Genomic DNA, 20396 nt, shown 5'->3' with positions numbered 1-20396 from the left:
GCGGGTACACAGTCCCACCCTTCCTTATTAGCAATTGTCTCAATCTGCGAAGTCGAGCAGGATGTTTGAAGCAGAATATGAGTACTACTCCGATCTCGCATGAAGTTATCGACCCTCTTGGCACCGCCTCCTTCCTTGTCTTGGACGTGCCCCCAAGGAAGAACTTCCAGAAGCGTTCCAAAGGCATCACCGAGGCAGACGAACCAAGACCCGGTCGGAAAGGGAGGACAGGGTGCTCTCAGGGCAGTACAGTCGAGGAGCTTGGCGAGTCCCTTTGCAACGATTTCAGGATGACGCGCACTGAATGAAACATGATGCAACATAAGGAACCTTTTCGCAAGTTGTATTGACGAGCAATTCTGATAGCTAACCCTAACCGACCGTCACAGTGCAAGGTAGAGCTACAGACGTTCAGTTAGGACGCTGGATTGTCAGCAATGCAAAAATGAGCTTAAGCTTATTGTCCTGATAGAGGTAGCTACAACTACAATTTGCTGAATTTCTGAATGCCAAACTATTAATCAGACTGAACTGGTTCGGGCTATCTGTTAGAGGTAATTAACCCGAATCAATTCTGCCTAATCTCCCAGACATGAGATAGACGAAATACAGGGTATTGACATGGAACTACGACCTCGAGACTTATTAGATCCAGTCCAAAACATCAACTAATTCATTAAGCGCCGATACTTCGAAAACTTAAAGCCGCGATCGCCCTTCCAGTTGCAGCTCTGACACCTCCAGATAGCGTTGAAGTGCTTGCAAGCTGCGATGGCCAGATATCTCTTGAATGACTCGCAGCGGCATCCCCGCACTGCTCATCTGGGTTAGAGCAGTGCGTCTGAAACTGTGCGTACTAACTCCCACCAGCCCCAGGCGATCGTTGATTAGGTACTAAGCCATCAAGGCATTGAGCCAGACTAACTCAACGCCTTTAAAGGTTGGTCGAATTTGCTGTTCATACGTTCAATATCCTGGAGGATGTTGAAATGTGCCAATGACCTGATCAAGCTGTTGAGCGATCGCGATTAACTCCATCTCTCTCCACCGCTTGCCCACAATTTGGATGCCAATCGGTAGTCCATTTTGCGTCTGCCCAATGGGAATGACGATGACTGGATGTCCGCTTAAATTAAACGGCATGGTGTATGCTCCATTGGCAACTCCGTATGGGTAAGCTCTGCCATCAACCTCAACCGCACTCCAGGCAGGACGATGGGTAAATGCGGCCGTTGCAGCCACAGGGACTAACCAAACATCCCATGACTCTAATGCCGTATCCAATTGAGCTATGAAGCGATCGCGCTCGGTCAGGGTTGCAAAATATCCCTTCAAACTGGGATTGAGTAGCTCTGGCAGAAAGCGGCTGAAGTCTCCTAATTGTCTGAGTTTTTTATCACCTTGGGTGGCTGTACGAGCGATCAACTCTAAACTGCGTCGGATGTTATAACGATCTCTCGGTTGAGCATAGGTGTTGTTATAAGCTGCAACTCGCATGTACAGGTTCAACATCTTTGAGGTGTCAAAGCCTTGGGGCAGCCAACGTTCTACCTGGGCACCCGTATTTGCCAACATTTGAGCCGTTTTCTGCATGACGGTGCGGATATCAGAGGCGACGGGAATTTCACTCCACTCATCAATCCAGGCAATCTTGAGATCAGACAATGCTTTGCCTGAAGGCGTATCTAGGGGAACCGGAGGAACATCTGGACGGCGCACATCTGCTCCTGCAATCAGCGAAAAGCAAAGCCGAATGTCTTCCAAGGATCGCGCCAAACAGCCAACGGTCATCATCTGTCGAACACACAAGGGCAGACCCGGAACTTCAGGAATCATGCCTGCGGTAGAAATGCGGCGATCGGTGGATTTGAGTCCATAGACCCCACAAAAGTGAGCGGGTTGACGCACAGACCCGCCAAAATCATTGCCCAGATCGAGGGGTGAAAGACCTGCTGCGATCGCGGCGGCACTACCCCCTGAACTTCCTCCAGGCGTGTAGGCTAAATTCCAGGGATTGTTGACTGGCGGAAACAGAGAATTAGTGCTCTGATAATCGGCGGCGAGTTCTGCCATGTTGGTTTTTCCCAGGATAAGCGCTCCCGCTGCTCTCAGTCTGGCAACGACTGTCGCATCCTGCTGGGGAATGTAATCTCGAAGGGGAATATAGCCTGCGGTTGTGCGGAGTCCAGCCGTTTCAAAAATGTCTTTGATCGTGACCGGAACTCCATGCAATGCGCCCCAATCTTCACCTTTTGCAAGCGCCTCATCTGCCTGCTTGGCTCTAGTTCGGGCATTTTCTGCATCAAGGGTGCAGATGGCATTTAGTTTCGAGTTGTGTTGAGCAATTTGTTCCAGATGCGCGTCCAGAAGTTCGACCGCAGAAATTTGGCGATCGCGAATCATGTGAGCCATGTCAGTAGCAGACTTAAACACAATCTTGTTCATGATATTTCCTCTAAATTCAGTGAAATGCTTTTCCTCTCCCGGTAATTCTCTTTGGATAGTTGGCTCAAAAACGCTTCCCAGCCAACTTTGCCGTACTTCTGATCGGGGCAGAGCTGTGCTCCTGTACGAAAGGCTTGGGCGATTTTGCCAGGAATGGGAACTTCGACAACGCTCCGTTTCCGTCCAGTTGCTTTGAAATACACTCTCGCTAGATCGGCTGCTGTCCAAATTTCGGGACCCCCAATGTCGCTCACTCGTCCGGCAGCAGAGGAAAGAACCAGTTCAACTAGGCGATTGGCAACTTCACTTGCTTCAATCGGCTGGAGCAGAAAGCCTTTGGGCATGAGCATGATAGGCAGGCGATCGAGCAGTTGAATCAGCGTCAGTACAAATTCGTGAAACTGTGTTGCTCTAAGAATTGTCCACCCGATGGAAGCCTGTTCAATCATCTGCTCCACTTCCAGCTTCATGCCGTAGTAGGGGTAAAAGGGGTTGCGATCGACTCCGACAATCGAGACATAAACAATGTGAGAAACTCCTGCCTGTTCTGCGGCTTGAAGTAAGCGCCTCGTTCCTTCTACATCGACTTGACGTGAATTGGTGGGGCTAGAAGCGCAATGAATAATGGTATTAATTCCTTCGACTGCCTTCTCCAATCCCTCACCCGTCAGCAAATCTCCTGGAACGGTGCCGAGACGTCCACTACGACTGAGCACCTGAACGTTGTCACCAGCAGTTTGTAGGCGATCGACCACCCGTGAACCGAGGGAACCTGTCCCCCCTGTGACCAACATTTTTGATGCGTTCATTCTGAAACCTCCTGGTGCGGTGGAAGTAAGGACTTCGACGTGTTTTATTTACCTGTTAAGCTTCTTCAAAGCCCCAAATGTTTAATAAAGCCAGCTTTGATATTGGGAATGAGCCTGTTTCATATCCTCATAAAGCCACACCATGCGGTCAATAAACCACAGTTTGCTCAGGTAAACGAGAGCGCATCCCAAGAGAGTGAGACAACCATCAAGTGTGACCAATCCCCAGACCACAACCACCATACCCATCACTGAAACCAGGCTCAGGATATTGGGAACTTGTTGATGGTGTAAAGGAACAGGAACGGTATCTCGATTTAGCCAGACCCGTTCACCGAACACGCCTTTAGAAGCCCAATGATTGGTAGATTGAGGTTTCGCAAAGATGCGGGGATTAATCCACATCCAAAGCAGGGCGATCGCGATGGGAGCTAACGACCCCCAACCCAGCCAGACACGGCTCCAGATCGCCAAAATTAGAATCGGCAGGACCGTGAAACGAGTCCAAACACTCCAGGGATTGGCATGACGTGCCCAGGTTTCCTCATCCATCTGGAACGTGTTGGCAATCTTACGTTCTACAGTCATTGTTATTGTCCTCCTCAAAGTCGTAGGCTCTCTTCTAACCAAATCCAAACTTTCTCTTCATCAAGCAAAGCAACAGTTTGCTCTGTTTTGGGAGTTATTCATGGTTGTCATTTTCCGATTCTTCTGTTTATGTTCATTCACACTCTGGCTCCTACCTGAGCCATATCCCGCATGAGTTATTCCAAGTTCTTGGGATGCATTGCATCGAGATGTTTGTGAGCGATCGCAGGCGTCAACTGTCTCAACTGCGCCGCTTGTTGGAAGAACTATCGGATGTCCTTAATAGTCGCGAAGGTGATTCGTAGTTCCTCAAACATATTGAGCGGATTGATATTTAGAATGTACAAGATAACGCTCTATAGCTCCGATCGCTTCCTGGACTCCATTCTCTGCTCGAATTGCGACCCCGATCGCTTTCGCCTGCTGTTGCATTACCGGATTCGTGACAGCAGTGGTGATGGCTGCTGCCAAACGGTCTGCCGTTAACTCGGCTTTGGGAATGGGAGACGGACTTGTGCCCAATTTCATCACGCGATCGCCCCAGAAAGGCTGGTCGCCAAAGAAGGGTACAACGACAGATGGTACTCCCGCTCTGAGAGCAGCAGCCGTTGTTCCGGCTCCACCATGATGGACGATCGCTGCCATTTGCGGAAACAACCAGTCATGAGGAACAGAAGAAAGGAGAAATACATCATCAGGCAATTCAGTCTGAGCAATTCCTCCCCAGCCTGTGAGCAAAATGCCCCGTTGCCCCGTTTGTTGGAGGGCATCCAGGATAATCTGAGTGAACTGTACAGAATCCTCTCCGCTCATGCTGCCGAAGCCGACATACACAGGAGGTGAGCCTGCTGCCAGGAAGTCTAGAAGTGCTTGGGAGGGTTGCCAATCTGATGCTTGATCGAGAAACCAATAGCCAGTCATCTGGATGCGATCGCTCCAATTGGCTGGTTGAGGCACAACTGAGGGACTATACCCGTAGAGAGCAGGGGTAGGTAAATGATCAAGTCTGCGGTAAATCGTTCCCAAGGGAATGGATGGAAGATGTAACTGCGAACGACGAAACTCATTCAATAGTTGCCTGAATATTAATCCAAACCCTTCCATCAACAGCGGATAACTCAGTCGATTAAGAGTTCGGCCTAAATGCAATGTTGGGGGTAGCGAAGGATATGGAAAATCTGGGTTAGAACTTTGAGGCATTAAGGAGGCAAAAAAACAGGGAATTCCTAATGCTTCAGCGATGTCATAGCCCCAAACTGCTGTCGCTGTGAAGATAATGGCATCACTATTCTGACAAGCGACCCAAGAATCAGATATGGCTTGAGCGACTAGCGGTTGCACCATTTGGGCGTATTGCTTGATCAACAAAATGGGATTCTGGCTCTTTAGCATGTTCTGTCCAGCCTCACTTGCCATCAGGGCTTGGACATCTCCTGCGATCGCAGCAAATGCTAGTTCATACTCTTGCGCCATCTCCTGAAATGTGTTGTGGGTGGCGAGCTTCACTTGATATTCCGCCTGTTTGAGCCCTTGTCCCAGGGCAAGGAACGGTTGAATATCCCCTCGTGATCCTGTGGTTAAAATCGTAATTCTCATCACTGAGTCCTCAATCAACATCTTCAATAGTTCGCTTGAGATTGGCAAGACAAATGTTCTGGGCAGTTTGAAAGGGATGTTTGACCATTGCCAGGAAGAACACATAGGCAAGTAAATGCCGCATCTCAAACTCAAATTGCCAGGTGATCTGCGTTCCTGAATCGATCGCTTGATAGGACCATTTGCCAGAAGCAGAACGTAGAAGCCATGAAAATGGCGGCTTGAGCCCATCTAGCAATTCGTAGGTTTGAAGGGTAGGACGTTGCAGAGAAATAATGCGTTCTGTGATTTTAGAACCATCACTGTTCTGTACAATGCGCGTACTACCTGCGTGGAGTAATAGCCCATCGGTCGTCGTTGCACTCAAAATGGCAGGAATGGCTTGATAACCTGTGAAGCACCTGGGCAGATTCTGACAGTCGATCGACCCATCAAACACTCGTTCAATGGGTGCGTTAATGGCCATTTGTGCACTCGTTTGGATGAGCATTCTACCTCTCCCTCCATGTGTCACCCATGGTGTCACTCAAACCGCAAGCCGTACTTGGCAGAAATCTCTTGTAAAACCGTTAGATCAGGTGGCAAGCTGGTGATTCTTTCGCCAACTTCCCGATAGAATTCGGCAGCAGTCGCAGGTGAAACGATCACCAGAACCCGAGCGCTCGCAGAGAGCACCTTAAAGGTATGCACTGCATTGGCAGGAATGTGGCTCACTGCACCTGCTGTCACAACTTGCTGACGATTGCCTAACGTAATTTCGAGGTCACCTTCCAGGATGTAGAAAGTTTCTTCCCAAGGATGGCGATGCAATGGGGGTTCTCCGTGAGCCACATCGATCATCTCAAATACAGCGTACTGACCGTTCGTATCGTTTCCAGCCAGCTTCCATACGAGTGTGTGCGTCAGCATGGACTGCATATCCCCTTGACCAGATTCAAGGATTTTAGGTTGGGCGTGCTGTACGACTGTCTTCATCAGATTTCTCCAAGAAATCACATGGTTTAGTAATTGTCGGTTATTAACCGAACCGAACAGTCTAGTTCGATTAATTCAAATCGTAGTCTAAGTGGCTTGATTGCCAATTCACCCGATCAGGTAGTCTTGAGACCGTACTGTACGGTACGATAAGTGTGTTAGTTCAGGTCGTACGATGCCTAAAGAAGCTAAGCAAGCCGCCAAAGCAGAGCAAATTTTGCAAGGAGCCCTGCAAGAGTTTTTGCAAGGTGGCTATGCCGCGACCAGCATGGCTCGGATTGCAGCAACGGCAGGAGTATCGAAGGAAACGCTCTACAGCTACTTCGAGAGTAAGGAAAAGCTATTTGCGGCGATCGTGCAATACACGGCTGAGCAGCATCTCCAACAGGTGTTTGCCTCAGAGCCGCTACCGACTGACCCTGTAGAACAACTACGAATCCTAGCGGCGAAGAGTATTACTCCTGAAAATCTTGACCCCATGCGCATGAACTTTTATCGGTTGATTGTGGGGGAATCTGGACGATTTCCTGACCTGGCTCGGTTCTACGTCGAGCAGTTTGAAAAACCGGGTTTGGAAGTCTCAGCGCATCTTCTGAAAGCGGCTCCTCAACTCTGCAGTTCAGACCCAGAAGCCGTGGCCTGGATTATTTCTGGAACATTGAGCTACTACTATCAAATGATGGAGATGCTGCAAGGCAAGGACATCCTGGATATGACGTTCGATCGCCTAGTGGAAGCTCTGATTGAATTACTGTTTGGCGATCGCTAATCGTGGCTTTGCTGATGTATATCAAGATGCCATTCCTGCTAGGGATTGAGACAGGATACGATGCTGTTGGCAAATCGACCAGAGAAAAATCAATCACTCACTAAAATCTTGTTTTGAAGAAATGCTGGGTTACCCAGGTCTACCCCAAGCTTGGGAGAGAAAATCTTAGAAAGACCATTTCTTGAGGAGGGTTTATCTATGCCGCTTCAACCTCAAGCTGTTCATCCTATCCCCGAAGAAACGGCTCGTGTAGCTCGTGCTGCCTTCCCTAAAGGGAACCGCTATATGGGTAGTTTTATGAACGGAACAAAAAACAACGCTAAGCCTGAAAGTATTGACTGCTCCGCATTTCAGGTTCTAATTCTGACAGTTTTACTAAAAGTCAAACGGGTGAAAGCTTCGTCTGATATGGATTTCAGCTAAATTTTCTTATGAATATCGATTGCGTACAAAGGAATTCGAATCCTAAACTCAGTTCCTTCTCCAGGAGTTGAAGAGCACTCCAGCTTGCCATTATGTTTCTCAGTGATGATCTGATAGCTAATCGACATCCCCATGCCAGTTCCTTTGCCCAACGCTTTCGTCGTAAAGAAGGGGTCAAAGATGCGTCGTTGCACCGCTTGAGCAATGCCAACCCCATTGTCCGCGATCGCCACTTCTACCCATTCTGCCTCCATCATGGAGGTGCGGATAGCAATTCGGTTGGGATTATCCTTCATCTCTTGATCAGTACACTTCGCATGCTTCTCGTCCATTGCATCAAGTGAGTTTACCAAGATGTTCATAAACACTTGGTTGAGCTGTCCAGCGTAGCATTCTACCAGCGGCAGCTGAGCATAGTCTTTAACCACCTCCACTTCAGGCCGGTCGGATCTGGCTTTGATGCGATGTTGCAGGATCAGCAGAGTGCTGTCGATGCCTTCATGAATATCTACGGCCTTGAATTCCGCTTCATCCATCCGCGAGAAGTTACGCAAGGAGAGAATAATCTGCCGAATGCGCTCGGTTCCCAGCTTCATCGAGGCCAGCATTTTGGGCAAGTCTGCTTGCAAAAACTCCAAGTCCATCTCTTCCGCCGCTGTTTGAATCTCAGGAGTAGGATGAGGATAGCCCTGCTGATACAGCTGTATGAACTCTACCAAGTCTTCAGTGTAGTCCTGCACATGCGTCAGGTTGCCGTGAATGAAGTTGACTGGATTATTGATTTCATGAGCGACTCCAGCCACCAGCTGCCCCAGGCTCGACATTTTTTCGCTCTGCACCACTTGAGCTTGAGTTCGCTGTAGTTCTGCCAGAGTATTTTTGAGCTCAGCCGTGCGTTCTTCGACCCGGTCTTCCAATTCTTCCTTGCCGTGCTCTAAAGCTGTGAACAGCTCCCTCAGTCGTCCTGCCATGTGGTTGAAGGAGCGGGAGAGGGTATTGAGTTCTTGAATATTACTGACTTCTACCGCTTGCTCCAGATCACCTGCTGCCATTGCTTCACTGGCTCGGTTGAGCCGAAGAATAGGACGTGCAATCCAACGAGAAGTAAAGACGCCCAGAACAGAGGCAACCGTTAATGCCCCAAAACAAAGGACGATCGTGGTGCGGGTATTCGCATTGATTTGGGCCATGAAAGTATTTTCTGGCACCCCTGTTACCACTAGCCAATCTAAACCATACTGGTCTTGCCAAGGTCTAACATCGACAAAATATCGTTCTCCTTGCACTTCAACTTGAAAATCCGTGTCTTGATTGATCGACTGAAACCCGTTGAATGATTGAATGTACTTGGCAATGGTTTGAATCGTAGAGTTCGGGCTATTGATCGCCTGCAATCGCTGAACTTCGTTATTGCTATTTCTAAAGGGCTTCTCTGTGCCAGCATTAGCAATCAAGTTGCCATCTCGCTCCACAATAAACACTTGCCCAGACTTGCTGATATCTAAACTGCGCAGAAAGTCACTCAGTTTCAGCAGATGAATGTCGGCATCAACCACACCCAGTAGTTGATTCTGCGAATTATAGATAGGGCGACCGGCGGAGGCTGCCAAATAGGGACCATAGGGAGAATTCCAGACATAAACTTTTGCCCAAGTGGGCTTACCGGCTTTCAGGGGAGCGGTATACCAACTTTCGGTAAAGTGATTGTAGCTGTACCTTCCAACCACACTCAAGCGATCGCCTTGGTCATTGGTTGCATAAGTGCGTGCACTATCTGGCAATTGCGACTTCCAATCGTCAATGGTCACGGTTTTACCGTCGTAACGAATTGCTCCAAACCCCTCTCCTGTGACTAAGCCAATTCCAATGAAAGTCAGGTCATACGCTTGCATTTGCTCCCAAAAGTATTTACCAGTTGCTTCGCCATCACGCACATCCAACAGCCCTTGGCGAATCGCAGAGGCATTAATCTGGCCCAACTTTTGAGGGACAGAAAGGTAGGAGTTCAAGTGTTCGTTAACCACATCGCTGCTGCGATCAATTAGCTGTTCGGCCAAGTTATTGACTGCTTTCTGGCCGTTCTTGAAGGACAAATAACTGATTAAGCCAACCGCCCCAAAAATCTGAAGTACAAAGGGCACCACAAGAACGATCTGTAGTGGAAAGGCCTGATTTCTAGGGGACTGTCGGGGCTTCATTATAGAAAGGGAAATCTTACATTCATCTCTCGCTGTTTATAGACTTCCCACAACTGCATCCGGATAAATAGAGACCTAATGCACCTTTGATACTCAGTAGAGCAAGTTGCTCCAGAAGAATTGGAGTTCCGCGCTTCACGGCACCAGTTCCAAGCCAAAACAAGGTATCCTGACTCGCGATCGCCACCACCAATTGCAGCTCTGACACCTCAAGATAGCGTTGAAGCGCTTGCAAACTACGATGCCCTGATATGTCCTGAATCATCCACAGGGGTATCCCTGCACTGCTCATCTGGTCAGAGCCGTTCGTCTGAAACTGTGAGTGCTGACCCCTACTAGGCCCCAAGGTAGCGTAGCTGCAACGAAGTGCCACGCGATCTCTGAAACGCTTGAATGACAAATAATGCAGCTAAAAAATTCGAAAAATTGCAACTTACCCGTAAATGATGACTGAACTACCCATAAAATTTACGAGAGAATTAGGGTTTCAGGCTCTTTTTGCTTGAAAACTTGCCCATCAATGACCATTTCTTGGGATGTTTTAGCTAAATCATAAAATTTTTTCTGGAATTTTTACCCAGTAAAGCTTTCAAGCGTCGCGTGGCACTTTGTTGCAGCTACGCTACCGTTGGGCCAACAGCGTTGTCACCAGGGCACTTCCTGTCGTGAGACCTGGAATCATAAACCACAACACCGTCAGGGGCACATGCATCACATAGGCATAAAGCGAGTTTTGCCATAAAGGGATTAGAAGTTTGCCTAGCGCTTTATTGAGCGGGAGCCAAAATGTGTTAACCACCATATACAGCAAGGGAAACAAACCCAATAAAGTCACTAATCGGATCGGGCCATTAATACTGCGACCCAGAGGCGAGGGAAATACTAGTTAAGACCCAAGCATTACTACAAAACGCGATTGCAAGTGCCTCTAAAGCTGAAGCGCAGCCATCGTTCGTCTATTGCAAGAGTGTTTGAATCATGGCAGCGATCGTCGGCAGTAGTGGAGTAGCCTCACGTTGGCACAATCCCTTGATTTTTCTTTGCGAGGAAGTGTTTTGGCTTTTTGGAAAACCTTGAAATAAGCTAAGGCTAATCTCGTCTCATTCGCTGTTTATATTCACTCGTTGACTCAAGTTCATGACAGACGATATCTCGCAATCACTGACCGACAGTATTTCCTTGCCAGAAAATGAGGCGAAGAGATTGGAGGCACTTCGACGCTACAACGTTCTGGACACACCACCAGAAGCAGCATTCGATCGCGTTACCTCTCTGGCAGCACGGTTGTTTCAGATGCCAACGGTTTTAGTGTCTTTAGTCGATGAGTCAAGAGCTTGGTTTAAGTCTTGCTACGGCTTCAATCAGCAGGAAGTGCCACGACATGATAGCATTTGCAACTTGGCGCTGTTGGCTAACGATGTTTTAGTCATCCCTGATGCTCGACAAGACGATCGCTTTGCCTGCAATCCGTTTGTGCAGAATGAGCCTACTCTGCGCTTCTATGCTGGTGCCCCTCTAATCACTCAAGACGGCTTTAACCTAGGTACCCTCTGTCTACTCGATACAACACCACGCGATGCGCTGACCCAGGAGCAGCTAGAAATCCTGACAGATTTAGCTGCGATCGTAGTTGATGAATTAGAGCTGAGATTAGCGGTGGCAAAACAAGTGACCGCTGAACGAGAGCGACAAGAAGCGGCCCAGCACCTGCAACTGTATGCAGATGTGGTTAGTAACACGCAAGTTGGTCTTGTTGTTTGGCAACTGGAAGACGTGAACGATCCTGGTTCCTTCCGCTTATTGATTGCAAACCCTGCTGCATCAGAAGCGACTGGGTTAGATTTTGCATCCTTAGTAGGCAAGACTATGGCGGAGGGCTTTCCTAAGCTGCTACAAACACCCCTTGTGCAGCAATATGTAGAGGTCATTCGCACAGGGCAATCCTTGGATTTAGGGGAAATCGTCTATAGCGAAGATGGCGTTTCTACCGGAATTTATAGCCTTAAAGCGTTTCCCTTACCCAACCGCTGTATTGGGTTCGCATTTGAAAATATCACTGCTCGAAAACAGATTGAGTCTCAACTTCAAGAGAGCCAGCATTACAATCAACAGATTGCTGAAGCTGTACCCGGAGTTCTATTTGTACACGACTTAATCCAGCAGCAAAACGTTTATACCAATCGCCAAATTACTGATTTGCTGGGCTATACGTCTGAAGAAGTTCGGGCAATGGGGGCTAATGCCCTTGAAATTCTGGTACATCCCGATGATTTAGCACGAATATTTAACTACGTAGAAAATTTTCGCTTTGCTTCAGATAATCAAGTTTTTAGTATTGAGTACCAAGCACGTCACGCAAACGGTGAAGGACGCTGGATATACACCCAAAGTGTTGTCTTTAACCGCACAGCAGATGGTTTGCCACGCCAGGTTTTAGGAGTGTCACTCGATATTACTCAGCGCAAACAGATCGAACAAGCGCTGCGAGAAAGTGAAAAGTGGGCGCAGTTGGCAATACAAGTTGCCCAGTTGGGAGGTTGGCGGCTGCACCTGGACACAAACCTAGTCGAAGTGGATGAGCGCATGCGTCAAATCTGGGGTGAACCCAATGGTGCTGTCCTGATCCCGCTTCCTGCCGTGATAGAGCGGATACATCCAGACGATCGCGAACGGGTTGCCCAAGCTGTCAGTGCGGCGATCGACCCTCAATCATCTGGCAGTTACGAGACTGAGTACCGAATTATCTGGAACAATGGCAGCGAACGATGGGTACTGGCAAAAGGCCAAGCCCAGTTTGAAGGTGAAGGGGAGTCTAGGCGAACCATTGCTTTTTTTGGTACGGGTCTGGATATTACTGAGCGTAAACAGACAGAAGCGGCACTAACGGTACAGGAACAGCGTTATCGCTATATTTTTGAAGCTGTGAGTGTGGCGATCTGGGAGGAAGACTTTTCTGAAGTTAAAGCTGCGATCGACCAATTGAAAACGATGGGTATTCAGGATTTTCAGCAGTACTTTACTGAACATCCTGAATTCGTGCAACAGATGGCTGAGCTCGTCCAAGTTCAAGATGTGAATCAAGCCGCAGTGCAAATGTTTGGCGCGCCAAACAAGACAGAGTTGCTATCTTCCTTAACCCAAATCTTTGTACCTGAAACGACAGCAGCTTTTATCGGAGAACTACTGGCGATCGCGAATAAAGAACGCTCGTTTGCCGCAGAAACTGTATTGCAAACTTTGCAGGGCGATCGCCTTGACGTTTGGTTTACCATCACCTTTCCACCGGAGTCAGACCGGTATGACCATGTACTGGTCTCACTGCTCGATATCACGCAGCGCAAACGTAGTGAGTTAGAGCAGGAACGTAGTGAAGCCATTCTCAACGCATTTCTCGCCGCTTCCCCGATTGCACTGACCTTATTTGATCAAGATCTGCGCTATCTGTACGCCAACGAAGCCTTAGCTCAGATTAATGGGTTGCCACTTCATGAACACTTAGGGCGAACCCTTCCGGATGTGGTGCCCGACATGGCTCCCCAGTTTGCTCCGATGCTGCGGCGAATCATGCAAACCCAAGAACCTGTTCTCAATTTGGAGTATAGCGGTGAGGTACGACCGGGTGTTTATTGTCATACCATTGCTAATCACTTCCCGGTTTGTTTGCCCAATGGTGAGGTGTTAGGAGTTGGGATCACCATTACTGATATCTCGGAATTGCATCGAGTTGAAGCCGAACTGCGTCAGAGTGAAGAACGGCTGTCCTTAGCTCTGAGTGCAGCCAATCAGGGACTTTACGATCTCAATGTTCAGACGGGAGACGCCATCGTTTCACCTGAATATGCCCGAATGTTGGGCTATGAACCGGAGGAGTTTCAGGAAACAAATGCTCAGTGGCGCGATCGCCTGCATCCAGATGATGTGGCAACCGTGTATCGAGTCTATGAGGATTACCTCGCTGGACATCACAACGAGTACCGAGTGGAGTTTAGACAACGCACCCAAGCAGGTGGGTGGATCTGGATTCTCTCGGTTGGCAAAGTTGTAACTTGGGATCAAGACGGTAAGCCCCTCCGCATGTTGGGAACACATACCGATATCAGCGATCGCAAACAGGCAGAGCAAGCCTTACAACAACACAGCCAACGACTTTACCTGCTCTATGAGACCAGCCGTGACTTGCTTGCGGCAAAACAGCCAATGGACCTCATGCATCAGCTGTTTAGCCGTCTCTCGGTGCAAATGGATTTGCATTACTACTATCACTTTGAAGTCAGTGAGCAGGACGGTAGACAACGTTTGCAGCTGATAAGTTATAGTGGGCTCTCTGAAGCCCAGGCACAAGCATTTGAGTCAATCGATCTAGGGCAAGCTATGTGCGGGTTGGTGGCTCAGGAACGCCAGCAAATCGTGCTTAATCGTGCAGAAATTGCCTCCCATCCCAATGCTCGAATCCTCTGCTCAATGGAGGTAACAGCTTATGCAGGTCAGCCACTAATGGTGCAGGGACGGCTACTAGGGACCCTTTCATTTGCGAGTCTGACCCGAACTCAATTCACGATTGAAGAGGCAGACCTGTTGCAAGTGATTTCGGAACAGGTGGCGATCGCCCTTGAGCGAGCTGAATTAGTTGCATCACTGGAGCAGCAAGCCGAGGAGCTGAGACAAGCCAACCGGGTGAAAGATGAATTTCTAGCCGTGTTATCCCATGAGTTGCGATCGCCGCTTAACCCCATCTTGGGTTGGACAAAACTTCTGCAAACAGGCAGGTTTGATGCTCAGAAAACGAAACAAGCCTTAGAGATTATTGAGCGCAATGTGAGACAGCAAACGCAGTTGATTGACGACCTACTCGATATTTCCAAGATTTTACGCGGCAAGCTGGTCTTAAATGAAGCGCCTGTTGATTTAGCATGCACAATTGAGTCCGCATTAGAAACAATGCGATTGGCAGGGGAAGCAAAAAGTATTCAGACCCAAATCAATTTAGACTCATCCATTCCACCCGTACTAGGGGATGCAGGACGTTTACAGCAGGTTGTTTTGAATCTGCTCTCCAATGCCATTAAGTTCACTCCTAATGGCGGCCAGGTAAAGGTGCAATTGGAGCGAGTGGGGGATGAGGCTCAAATTCAGGTCAAGGATACTGGAAAAGGGATTACTCCGGACTTTTTACCCTACGTGTTTGAGTCTTTCCGTCAAGAAGATGGGAGAACCACACGCAAGTTTGGAGGACTGGGCTTGGGACTAGCAATTGTTCGCCAACTGACCGAACTACATGGGGGAACGGTTCGAGCCGAAAGCCCAGGCGAAGGCGCTGGAGCCACCTTTACTATCCGTTTACCCCTTATGAAAACTCCAGCTTTGAGCTTTGCAGATGAAACCTCAGCTAATCTGGCTTCTAGCGAAGCGAGCATTCTGCAAGGGATTCGCATCCTTGTAGTAGACGATGAAGCCGATATGAGAGATTTGCTTGTCGCTATCCTCGAACCAACGGGGGCGATCGTCCAGGTGGCAACCTCAGCATCCGAAGCCCTAGCTGTGTTTGCTCACTTCCAGCCCATGCTTTTAGTCAGTGATATTGGCATGCCAGAAACTGATGGCTATGAATTGATGCAGCAGGTGAAAAGCCGATTCGGTGAGCTTCCCGCGATCGCGCTGACGGCCTATGCAATGGAACAGGACCAACAGAAAGCCTTTAACGCCGGATTTCAGCGCCATATCGCTAAACCGATCGATCCAGCCGTCCTAGTCAAGGCGATCTCAGCCCTGATCAGTGAGGCGAGATAAGCAGCTTTCAAAGTAGGAATTAGGACCAGCGGGCGCATTTGAACAGAAAGTTACGGTTTTGAATGAGGAAAATGTCATGTCAAATAGCCCAATAGACCTGAAAGGGATTTGCAGTTCATCAAGTCCTTTCGCATATTACAACCTGGATTCGCTGGTGTTCCCTTGATGGTCGGGTGCATTGAGGTTGTGCTGCTGCTGTCAACTACGTTCGGCTTGCTTAAACAGGTTAGATACAGCTCCCTTGAGGATATATGGCAATAGTTTCGGACCTGGTAAGAAAACGACCCCCAACTGCTGCATCAATCCGAAGGCATCGCCTTGCCCCCAATGCTCTACGATTTTTCCATTCTCCACTCGATCAATATGCATGATACACAAGCTGATTTGCTTACCTGTAGGCGAAAGCCCCTGAAACTCTCCAACATGCGTTGCGGTGAATTTTCCACAAGTGACCACTTTATCTTCGGAGACGATGACCTCATCAAAGATGTGCCCCCCCTGCTGAAAGGCTAAATAAAATCACATCCCAAACCGTTTAAATCCTTCCCCGTCTAATGGCTCAGGTATACCCGCCAAGTGAGCCACAAAATTTGGAGCCAAAAGCTCTAAGGCTTGCTCCATTTTGCGATCGTCAAAGGCTTTGTAGAACTGGAGAACAAGGGCTTTGTTTTGCTCAATCAGCATACAGAACTTCGTTTTGGCTAGGTTGTAACGCGGCGACTATGAGAACTTGACCCAACTTTCGAGCTAACTTCCAAACACTGCCTCAACAATTACCCTCAAAGCACACTGACTTTATGGAAGGATCAATAACTCTTCGACTACCCTCACAACCCGAAACTTAAACAGTAGAACGGCTACGGTCAGCGGCTATCAACACTTCTGCAATACTACAAGCGATCTGGATCAGTCCACTGCACCAGAATGGTATTGAATTCTGGATTGTTTCCAGTGCTTCATCTCTTCATCAATGAAGTGATTAACTAGATCCTGATACATTTTTTCAATTGCATCAGCGTTTAATCCTTGTTCCTCTGCCCAAACTCGACGTTGCTGTAACATTGCTTGTAAGCGTTCAGGTGCTCTAACGCTAGTTTCACTTGTCTTAAATTTAGAGGCAGCTTTGACGTAAGCGAAGCGCTGGCCAAGTAGTGCAAGGACTTGACGGTCTAACCGATCGATTTCGGTTCGAATGTCCGTTATGCTTTCACATTGTTCGGGGGATTTCATGGGCTTGCCAAGCACAACTGATGGGACTGGCTTTCGATTCTAACCTAACCAAGTTTGATGACAGTAGTCTCCTGATTCTCCTTTATCTAGGCAGACGGACAAAGCAGCAATCTCCTACATCGTAGGAAGAAAGGTTCGGGCGCTGATTTGCGTCCACTTTCTTGTACCCAAGACGTTTCAAGAGCCGAATGCTCCGCTGATTCAGTGGATGTACAGCGGCCCACCATTCGGTTCCGGGTGCAACAGCAGCCAGGTAATCGTGCCACCAGAGCATCGCCTCGAATGCCAATCCCTTGCCCCACCAAGCTTCACCTAACAAATAGGCCACCTCACCCCATTCTCCGTATCCTGTCGCCTCCAGCCGACCAATCACGGGAGAGGGAGGAATTTTCAACCGGATTGCCATGTTGAACCATTGCTCAGTCGGCGTTGCCAAAACCACAGGACCGTGAGAGCGGGCAGCGTACTCTGTCCTCAACTCCTCTATAGTCGGTGGATTTCCCTTTGGATCGATAAAGGCAAGGACGGCGGGTGTGGTCAGAATAGAAAAGAGTTCGTCGGCATGGGCGTCAGTGAGTGGCTCAAAATGTAGGTTCTTACTTTGCATTAGCGGTATCCTTCTGCTCTTAGGAAAGTCGCCTAACGTTCCCGTTCACCGGACGCAGATAATCTTTGGATTTCACCAATCACTTGACTTTGTTCTGGTGCATTGGGAGGGTTAGCCTGTTTTGATGGACGTTAAGTTAACCATTCACAGGTAACTTCCATCTCGCATAAAGCTGACTGAACGTTGCACGCTGCTGCTTGAGGTCAACTTCCGGTAAACATTGCTCTACAAGGTCGAACGTTTCGTCTACGAGTTGTCGTAACTCATGGGTTCCGCTAGTAGCATCCGATTGAAAAACGCGCTCCAACCGAGCAAAAAACTTAGGCGGTTTGATGCTCATTTCGTCCACAAAGTAACGAGTCCACTTGAAACCAGGATGATACATGCGGTTTAGCCCGAACAAGATGTTGAGAAGCCATCGTACAATGGCGCAATTATTTTCGTACAGCATCGGAATCTCAAGGCGTTCGGTCAAAATGTGTTGACCATCAAACGGGCGGAATTTTAGATGCTTTTGAACCATCGCAACCGCAAGTTCTTTAGGATAAGGAGAAAGCTGAGCTTGCCATTGTTTAATCCTGTCTGCACCGTGAAGCACTACTGCGCGTTGCAGATGAGATGCGATCGCTTGGTTCTCAAACAACAGCCCATTTTGGGACACATCGTAACGCTCAACCACATCAATCACAATGTTATCCATCGTATGTTGCGCCCAATGACCCGCTTCAACTTTCATGCCGTATAGGTAGAACTGCTCCAACCATGCCTGCTTTGCTTCTCCATACGGCTCAATTTCCCATCCTGTGACACCAACATTTTGCGCTGTGGCTTGTAATTCTTCGACAGACGGCAATTGTGACCAGATGAATCCTAGTTCAAGATCAGAATACTGGTCTGCAATCCCTAACGCTGCCGAGCCAAATACAAAACACGCTGCAACTTTAGGATTAGCCGTGAAAGCAGGAGCAATTTCGTGAGCTAATGAAATTCGCCAGGCGCTGTGCTCAGTCATGTTGAGGAGTATAAGTTCTTCTGCTGAAACAATGTAGCGGACAGCAGGCTAACGACCAAGTTGAGCCGTGGTAAGTAACCTTGAATTCCGTACAAAGAGCTTGACTCCATCCCCTCTAACATAGGGTTAGCCTGCTTTGTGCAATAACCAATTCTCTCTTCTCAACTCGAATGTTTGCTCAATACACAATTCACCCTTGAACTCCACCTCATCTGATTGCACTAAATTCATTCCCAAGCGCCTAAGCAAATCAATAGACGGTTCATTTCGCATATCAGTTATTCCGACGATCTGGTTGATGTATCCAAGTTCAAATATTGAACAAACCAGAGCTTGAACAGCTTCTTGTGCATATCCTTTACCTTGCTCTTCACGAGCCAAAGTAAAACCAATTTCTACGATTGCCGGATTCTCAGTGTAAATCTGCATTCCAATGTCACCCAGGAGCAAGTTGGATTGCTTGTGGGCGATCGCAATTTGAAACCATTCACCTGGTATCCCCATCGCTGCTATTTGCATTTCCTCAATGAAGGATTGCGCTTCACGATAAGGTAACATCGACCAACTTTGGAATTGAGCGACTTGAGAATCTTGGCGGTAGGAAAAAAATCTATCTAGATCAAGATCTGTAAACCGACGCAGAACCAGCCGTTCAGTTGATTGGGGAAGAAAATTCACTGGAAACAATACAACTTTGCTCCACTATTGTTGTTTGGCTGAATGCTTTACTCAAGAACTGCTGGCCAACGTTCCCAATCACCCACCGCAGATAACCTCGAACTCTTAATTAGGCCGAACTCATTTGGGCTATCTAGCCTAGAGTACTACAGTTTTAGATTTGCTAGAATATCTATGCAGTCAGGGATACAAGCATTTTTGTGACTCTTTTGCATCAAGCTTAGATTGTTGATGAATATTGCCATTTGGGGGCATTCTCGGCAATGGGTTCTAAAAGCCAATGACACATCCTCGCCAGCTAAAAATCAGGGCATGGGATCGTGAGAAGCTCTAACTTATAAAATTTTCAACCTTAACGGCCAAAGTTTTTCCGTTTCTAAAACTAAGCCTTCGACCACAAACAGTCTCCCACTCTCGCTGGAGATATTTAAAGCAATGTAAATTCGTTGTGATTAAATCAAATCAATTTAACTAAACTGTACATCAACAGTATGAAAAGAATTTACCCTCTTCCCAGAATTATCGAAGAGGAGTGTGCATTTCTTTGTTCTCCTTCATCTTCATTTTATCAACTTCTTCTATAACAACCAATACTGGATTCTTTAGCCGTAGCTCACCAGAGCAGAAACGTTATATTGAAAAGATTAATTGAAAATTAATTGGAGTATGTTGCGGCGTTTCTTTTCTAGCTCGAGCTTAATAGTTATTGGCATTGTACTGATAGCGATCGCCTTTATCAGCATCTCATTTCTTCCTTCACAAGTCGAAAGTAACCTCAGCACATTCTTTGGCCAGCTTGGTAGCGGTGGTATCGATGTGACAACTGGCAACATCTATAGACGAATTGCTGCCGATCGCTTTCTCCTTCAAAGCGTCTACTTTTTTCTCACAGGTATTGTTTTGCTGATAGCAGGATTACTCAACCTTAAGCGTTAACAGACACATTTCTATCGCCTGAATGCCCATCTAAGGAAACGACAGGGTTTCCCTGCTTACTGTGAAATAGCTGTAATCAATGGGTCGGGTACCGGGAAGGAGCGCTGCCTCAGCAGCGTAAACTGCCCTAATCCCGCATCATAAGCGAATACCTGACCGGTCTCGATTTCGTACATCCAAGCATGCAGATTCAGCTGCCTGCTATGCAACTTGGAGCGAATGACAGGATACGTTTCTAAATTCTCTATCTGCGTCAACACATTCTGCTCGATCGCGATCTTGAGCAAGCGCTCGGGCTGCAGGTGCGCATAATTATCTAACACTAAGCGCCGCGTCGCTTCTC

General features: G+C 48.0%; 22 protein-coding genes. 5 read left to right on the top strand and 17 right to left on the bottom strand.

The features are described from left to right. Nucleotides 1-699: 699 nt before the first annotated feature. The 4 genes from H6F90_RS01045 to H6F90_RS01030 all read right to left on the bottom strand — a co-directional run bounded on the left by H6F90_RS01045 (nucleotide 700) and on the right by H6F90_RS01030 (nucleotide 3842). Nucleotides 700-867, bottom strand: coding sequence for a tyrosine-type recombinase/integrase (locus H6F90_RS01045; protein ID WP_370587913.1), 168 nt, complete (start codon nucleotides 865-867; stop codon nucleotides 700-702). A 99-nt stretch (nucleotides 868-966) separates the two neighbouring features. Next, nucleotides 967-2445: an amidase gene (locus H6F90_RS01040; protein WP_190549447.1), complete on the bottom strand. Its 1479-nt coding sequence runs from the start codon at nucleotides 2443-2445 to the stop codon at nucleotides 967-969. Then, nucleotides 2442-3254, bottom strand: coding sequence for an SDR family oxidoreductase (locus tag H6F90_RS01035; RefSeq protein ID WP_190549445.1), 813 nt, complete (start codon nucleotides 3252-3254; stop codon nucleotides 2442-2444). The genes H6F90_RS01040 and H6F90_RS01035 overlap by 4 nt, the downstream gene beginning before the upstream one ends. Nucleotides 3255-3335: 81 nt before the next feature. Next, on the bottom strand, nucleotides 3336-3842 hold the full coding sequence (locus H6F90_RS01030) for a DUF6653 family protein (protein WP_190549444.1): 507 nt from the start codon (nucleotides 3840-3842) through the stop codon (nucleotides 3336-3338). Between the two features lie 104 nt (nucleotides 3843-3946). On the opposite strand from H6F90_RS01030, the gene H6F90_RS30340 reads away from it, so the two are divergent. After that, complete coding sequence (locus tag H6F90_RS30340) at nucleotides 3947-4147, top strand: hypothetical protein (protein ID WP_206756141.1); 201 nt, start codon at nucleotides 3947-3949, stop codon at nucleotides 4145-4147. A 4-nt stretch (nucleotides 4148-4151) separates the two neighbouring features. Here the strand turns inward: H6F90_RS30340 and H6F90_RS01025 are convergent, their stop codons facing one another. The 3 genes from H6F90_RS01025 to H6F90_RS01015 are packed head-to-tail and all read right to left on the bottom strand — an operon-like array spanning nucleotide 4152 to nucleotide 6413. Then, entirely contained in the window at nucleotides 4152-5438 is a 1287-nt protein-coding gene (locus H6F90_RS01025; protein ID WP_190549441.1) for a glycosyltransferase, read from the bottom strand. A 10-nt stretch (nucleotides 5439-5448) separates the two neighbouring features. After that, entirely contained in the window at nucleotides 5449-5928 is a 480-nt protein-coding gene (locus H6F90_RS01020; RefSeq protein ID WP_190549439.1) for an SRPBCC family protein, read from the bottom strand. Between the two features lie 32 nt (nucleotides 5929-5960). Next, nucleotides 5961-6413 (bottom strand): cupin domain-containing protein, encoded by a 453-nt coding sequence (locus H6F90_RS01015; RefSeq protein ID WP_190549437.1) that lies wholly within the window; start codon nucleotides 6411-6413, stop codon nucleotides 5961-5963. A 175-nt stretch (nucleotides 6414-6588) separates the two neighbouring features. Here H6F90_RS01015 and H6F90_RS01010 point away from each other — a divergent pair, with 175 nt between their 5' ends. Next, nucleotides 6589-7182, top strand: coding sequence for a TetR/AcrR family transcriptional regulator (locus H6F90_RS01010; protein ID WP_190549435.1), 594 nt, complete (start codon nucleotides 6589-6591; stop codon nucleotides 7180-7182). 198 nt (nucleotides 7183-7380) lie between these two features. Continuing rightward, nucleotides 7381-7605, top strand: a complete 225-nt coding sequence (locus H6F90_RS01005; protein ID WP_190549433.1) for a hypothetical protein — start codon at nucleotides 7381-7383, stop codon at nucleotides 7603-7605. On the opposite strand, the gene H6F90_RS01000 is transcribed toward H6F90_RS01005, so the two are convergent. The 3 genes from H6F90_RS01000 to opgC all read right to left on the bottom strand — a co-directional run bounded on the left by H6F90_RS01000 (nucleotide 7602) and on the right by opgC (nucleotide 10647). After that, nucleotides 7602-9749, bottom strand: a complete 2148-nt coding sequence (locus H6F90_RS01000; RefSeq protein ID WP_206756140.1) for an ATP-binding protein — start codon at nucleotides 9747-9749, stop codon at nucleotides 7602-7604. The two genes, H6F90_RS01005 and H6F90_RS01000, sit on opposite strands and share 4 nt — an antisense overlap. 76 nt (nucleotides 9750-9825) lie before the next feature. Next, nucleotides 9826-10176 carry a hypothetical protein gene (locus H6F90_RS30465; protein WP_370587912.1) on the bottom strand — a complete coding sequence of 117 codons (351 nt, stop codon included), beginning with the start codon at nucleotides 10174-10176 and terminating at the stop codon, nucleotides 9826-9828. A gap of 249 nt (nucleotides 10177-10425) precedes the next feature. Beyond that, entirely contained in the window at nucleotides 10426-10647 is a 222-nt protein-coding gene (gene opgC / locus H6F90_RS00990) for an OpgC domain-containing protein (protein WP_370587915.1), read from the bottom strand. A 293-nt stretch (nucleotides 10648-10940) separates the two neighbouring features. On the opposite strand from opgC, the gene H6F90_RS30460 reads away from it, so the two are divergent. Next, nucleotides 10941-15590 (top strand): PAS domain-containing protein, encoded by a 4650-nt coding sequence (locus tag H6F90_RS30460; protein WP_190549427.1) that lies wholly within the window; start codon nucleotides 10941-10943, stop codon nucleotides 15588-15590. 198 nt (nucleotides 15591-15788) lie between these two features. Here H6F90_RS30460 and H6F90_RS30455 read toward each other — a convergent pair whose 3' ends face one another. The 6 genes from H6F90_RS30455 to H6F90_RS00960 form a co-directional block, all read right to left on the bottom strand. Further along, complete coding sequence (locus H6F90_RS30455; protein WP_370587914.1) at nucleotides 15789-16064, bottom strand: ester cyclase; 276 nt, start codon at nucleotides 16062-16064, stop codon at nucleotides 15789-15791. A 45-nt stretch (nucleotides 16065-16109) separates the two neighbouring features. Continuing rightward, nucleotides 16110-16274, bottom strand: coding sequence for a hypothetical protein (locus H6F90_RS30450; protein ID WP_242024263.1), 165 nt, complete (start codon nucleotides 16272-16274; stop codon nucleotides 16110-16112). Nucleotides 16275-16496: 222 nt separating this feature from the next. After that, complete coding sequence (locus H6F90_RS00975; protein WP_190549425.1) at nucleotides 16497-16820, bottom strand: isochorismate lyase; 324 nt, start codon at nucleotides 16818-16820, stop codon at nucleotides 16497-16499. 82 nt (nucleotides 16821-16902) lie between these two features. After that, complete coding sequence (locus tag H6F90_RS00970; protein ID WP_190549423.1) at nucleotides 16903-17427, bottom strand: GNAT family N-acetyltransferase; 525 nt, start codon at nucleotides 17425-17427, stop codon at nucleotides 16903-16905. A gap of 136 nt (nucleotides 17428-17563) precedes the next feature. Beyond that, nucleotides 17564-18439 (bottom strand): DUF4037 domain-containing protein, encoded by an 876-nt coding sequence (locus tag H6F90_RS00965; RefSeq protein WP_190549419.1) that lies wholly within the window; start codon nucleotides 18437-18439, stop codon nucleotides 17564-17566. A gap of 126 nt (nucleotides 18440-18565) precedes the next feature. After that, on the bottom strand, nucleotides 18566-19117 hold the full coding sequence (locus H6F90_RS00960) for a GNAT family N-acetyltransferase (RefSeq protein ID WP_199295642.1): 552 nt from the start codon (nucleotides 19115-19117) through the stop codon (nucleotides 18566-18568). Between the two features lie 648 nt (nucleotides 19118-19765). Here H6F90_RS00960 and H6F90_RS00955 point away from each other — a divergent pair. Continuing rightward, nucleotides 19766-20053 (top strand): hypothetical protein, encoded by a 288-nt coding sequence (locus H6F90_RS00955; protein WP_190549415.1) that lies wholly within the window; start codon nucleotides 19766-19768, stop codon nucleotides 20051-20053. A 56-nt stretch (nucleotides 20054-20109) separates the two neighbouring features. Here the strand turns inward: H6F90_RS00955 and H6F90_RS00950 are convergent. After that, on the bottom strand, nucleotides 20110-20396 hold a 287-nt coding region (locus H6F90_RS00950; protein WP_304941000.1), incomplete at its 5' end, for a carbonic anhydrase.

Source organism: Trichocoleus sp. FACHB-591, assembly GCF_014695845.1.
Classification (GTDB): domain Bacteria; phylum Cyanobacteriota; class Cyanobacteriia; order FACHB-46; family FACHB-46; genus Trichocoleus.
This window is presented reverse-complemented; position numbering and strand designations above follow the sequence as displayed.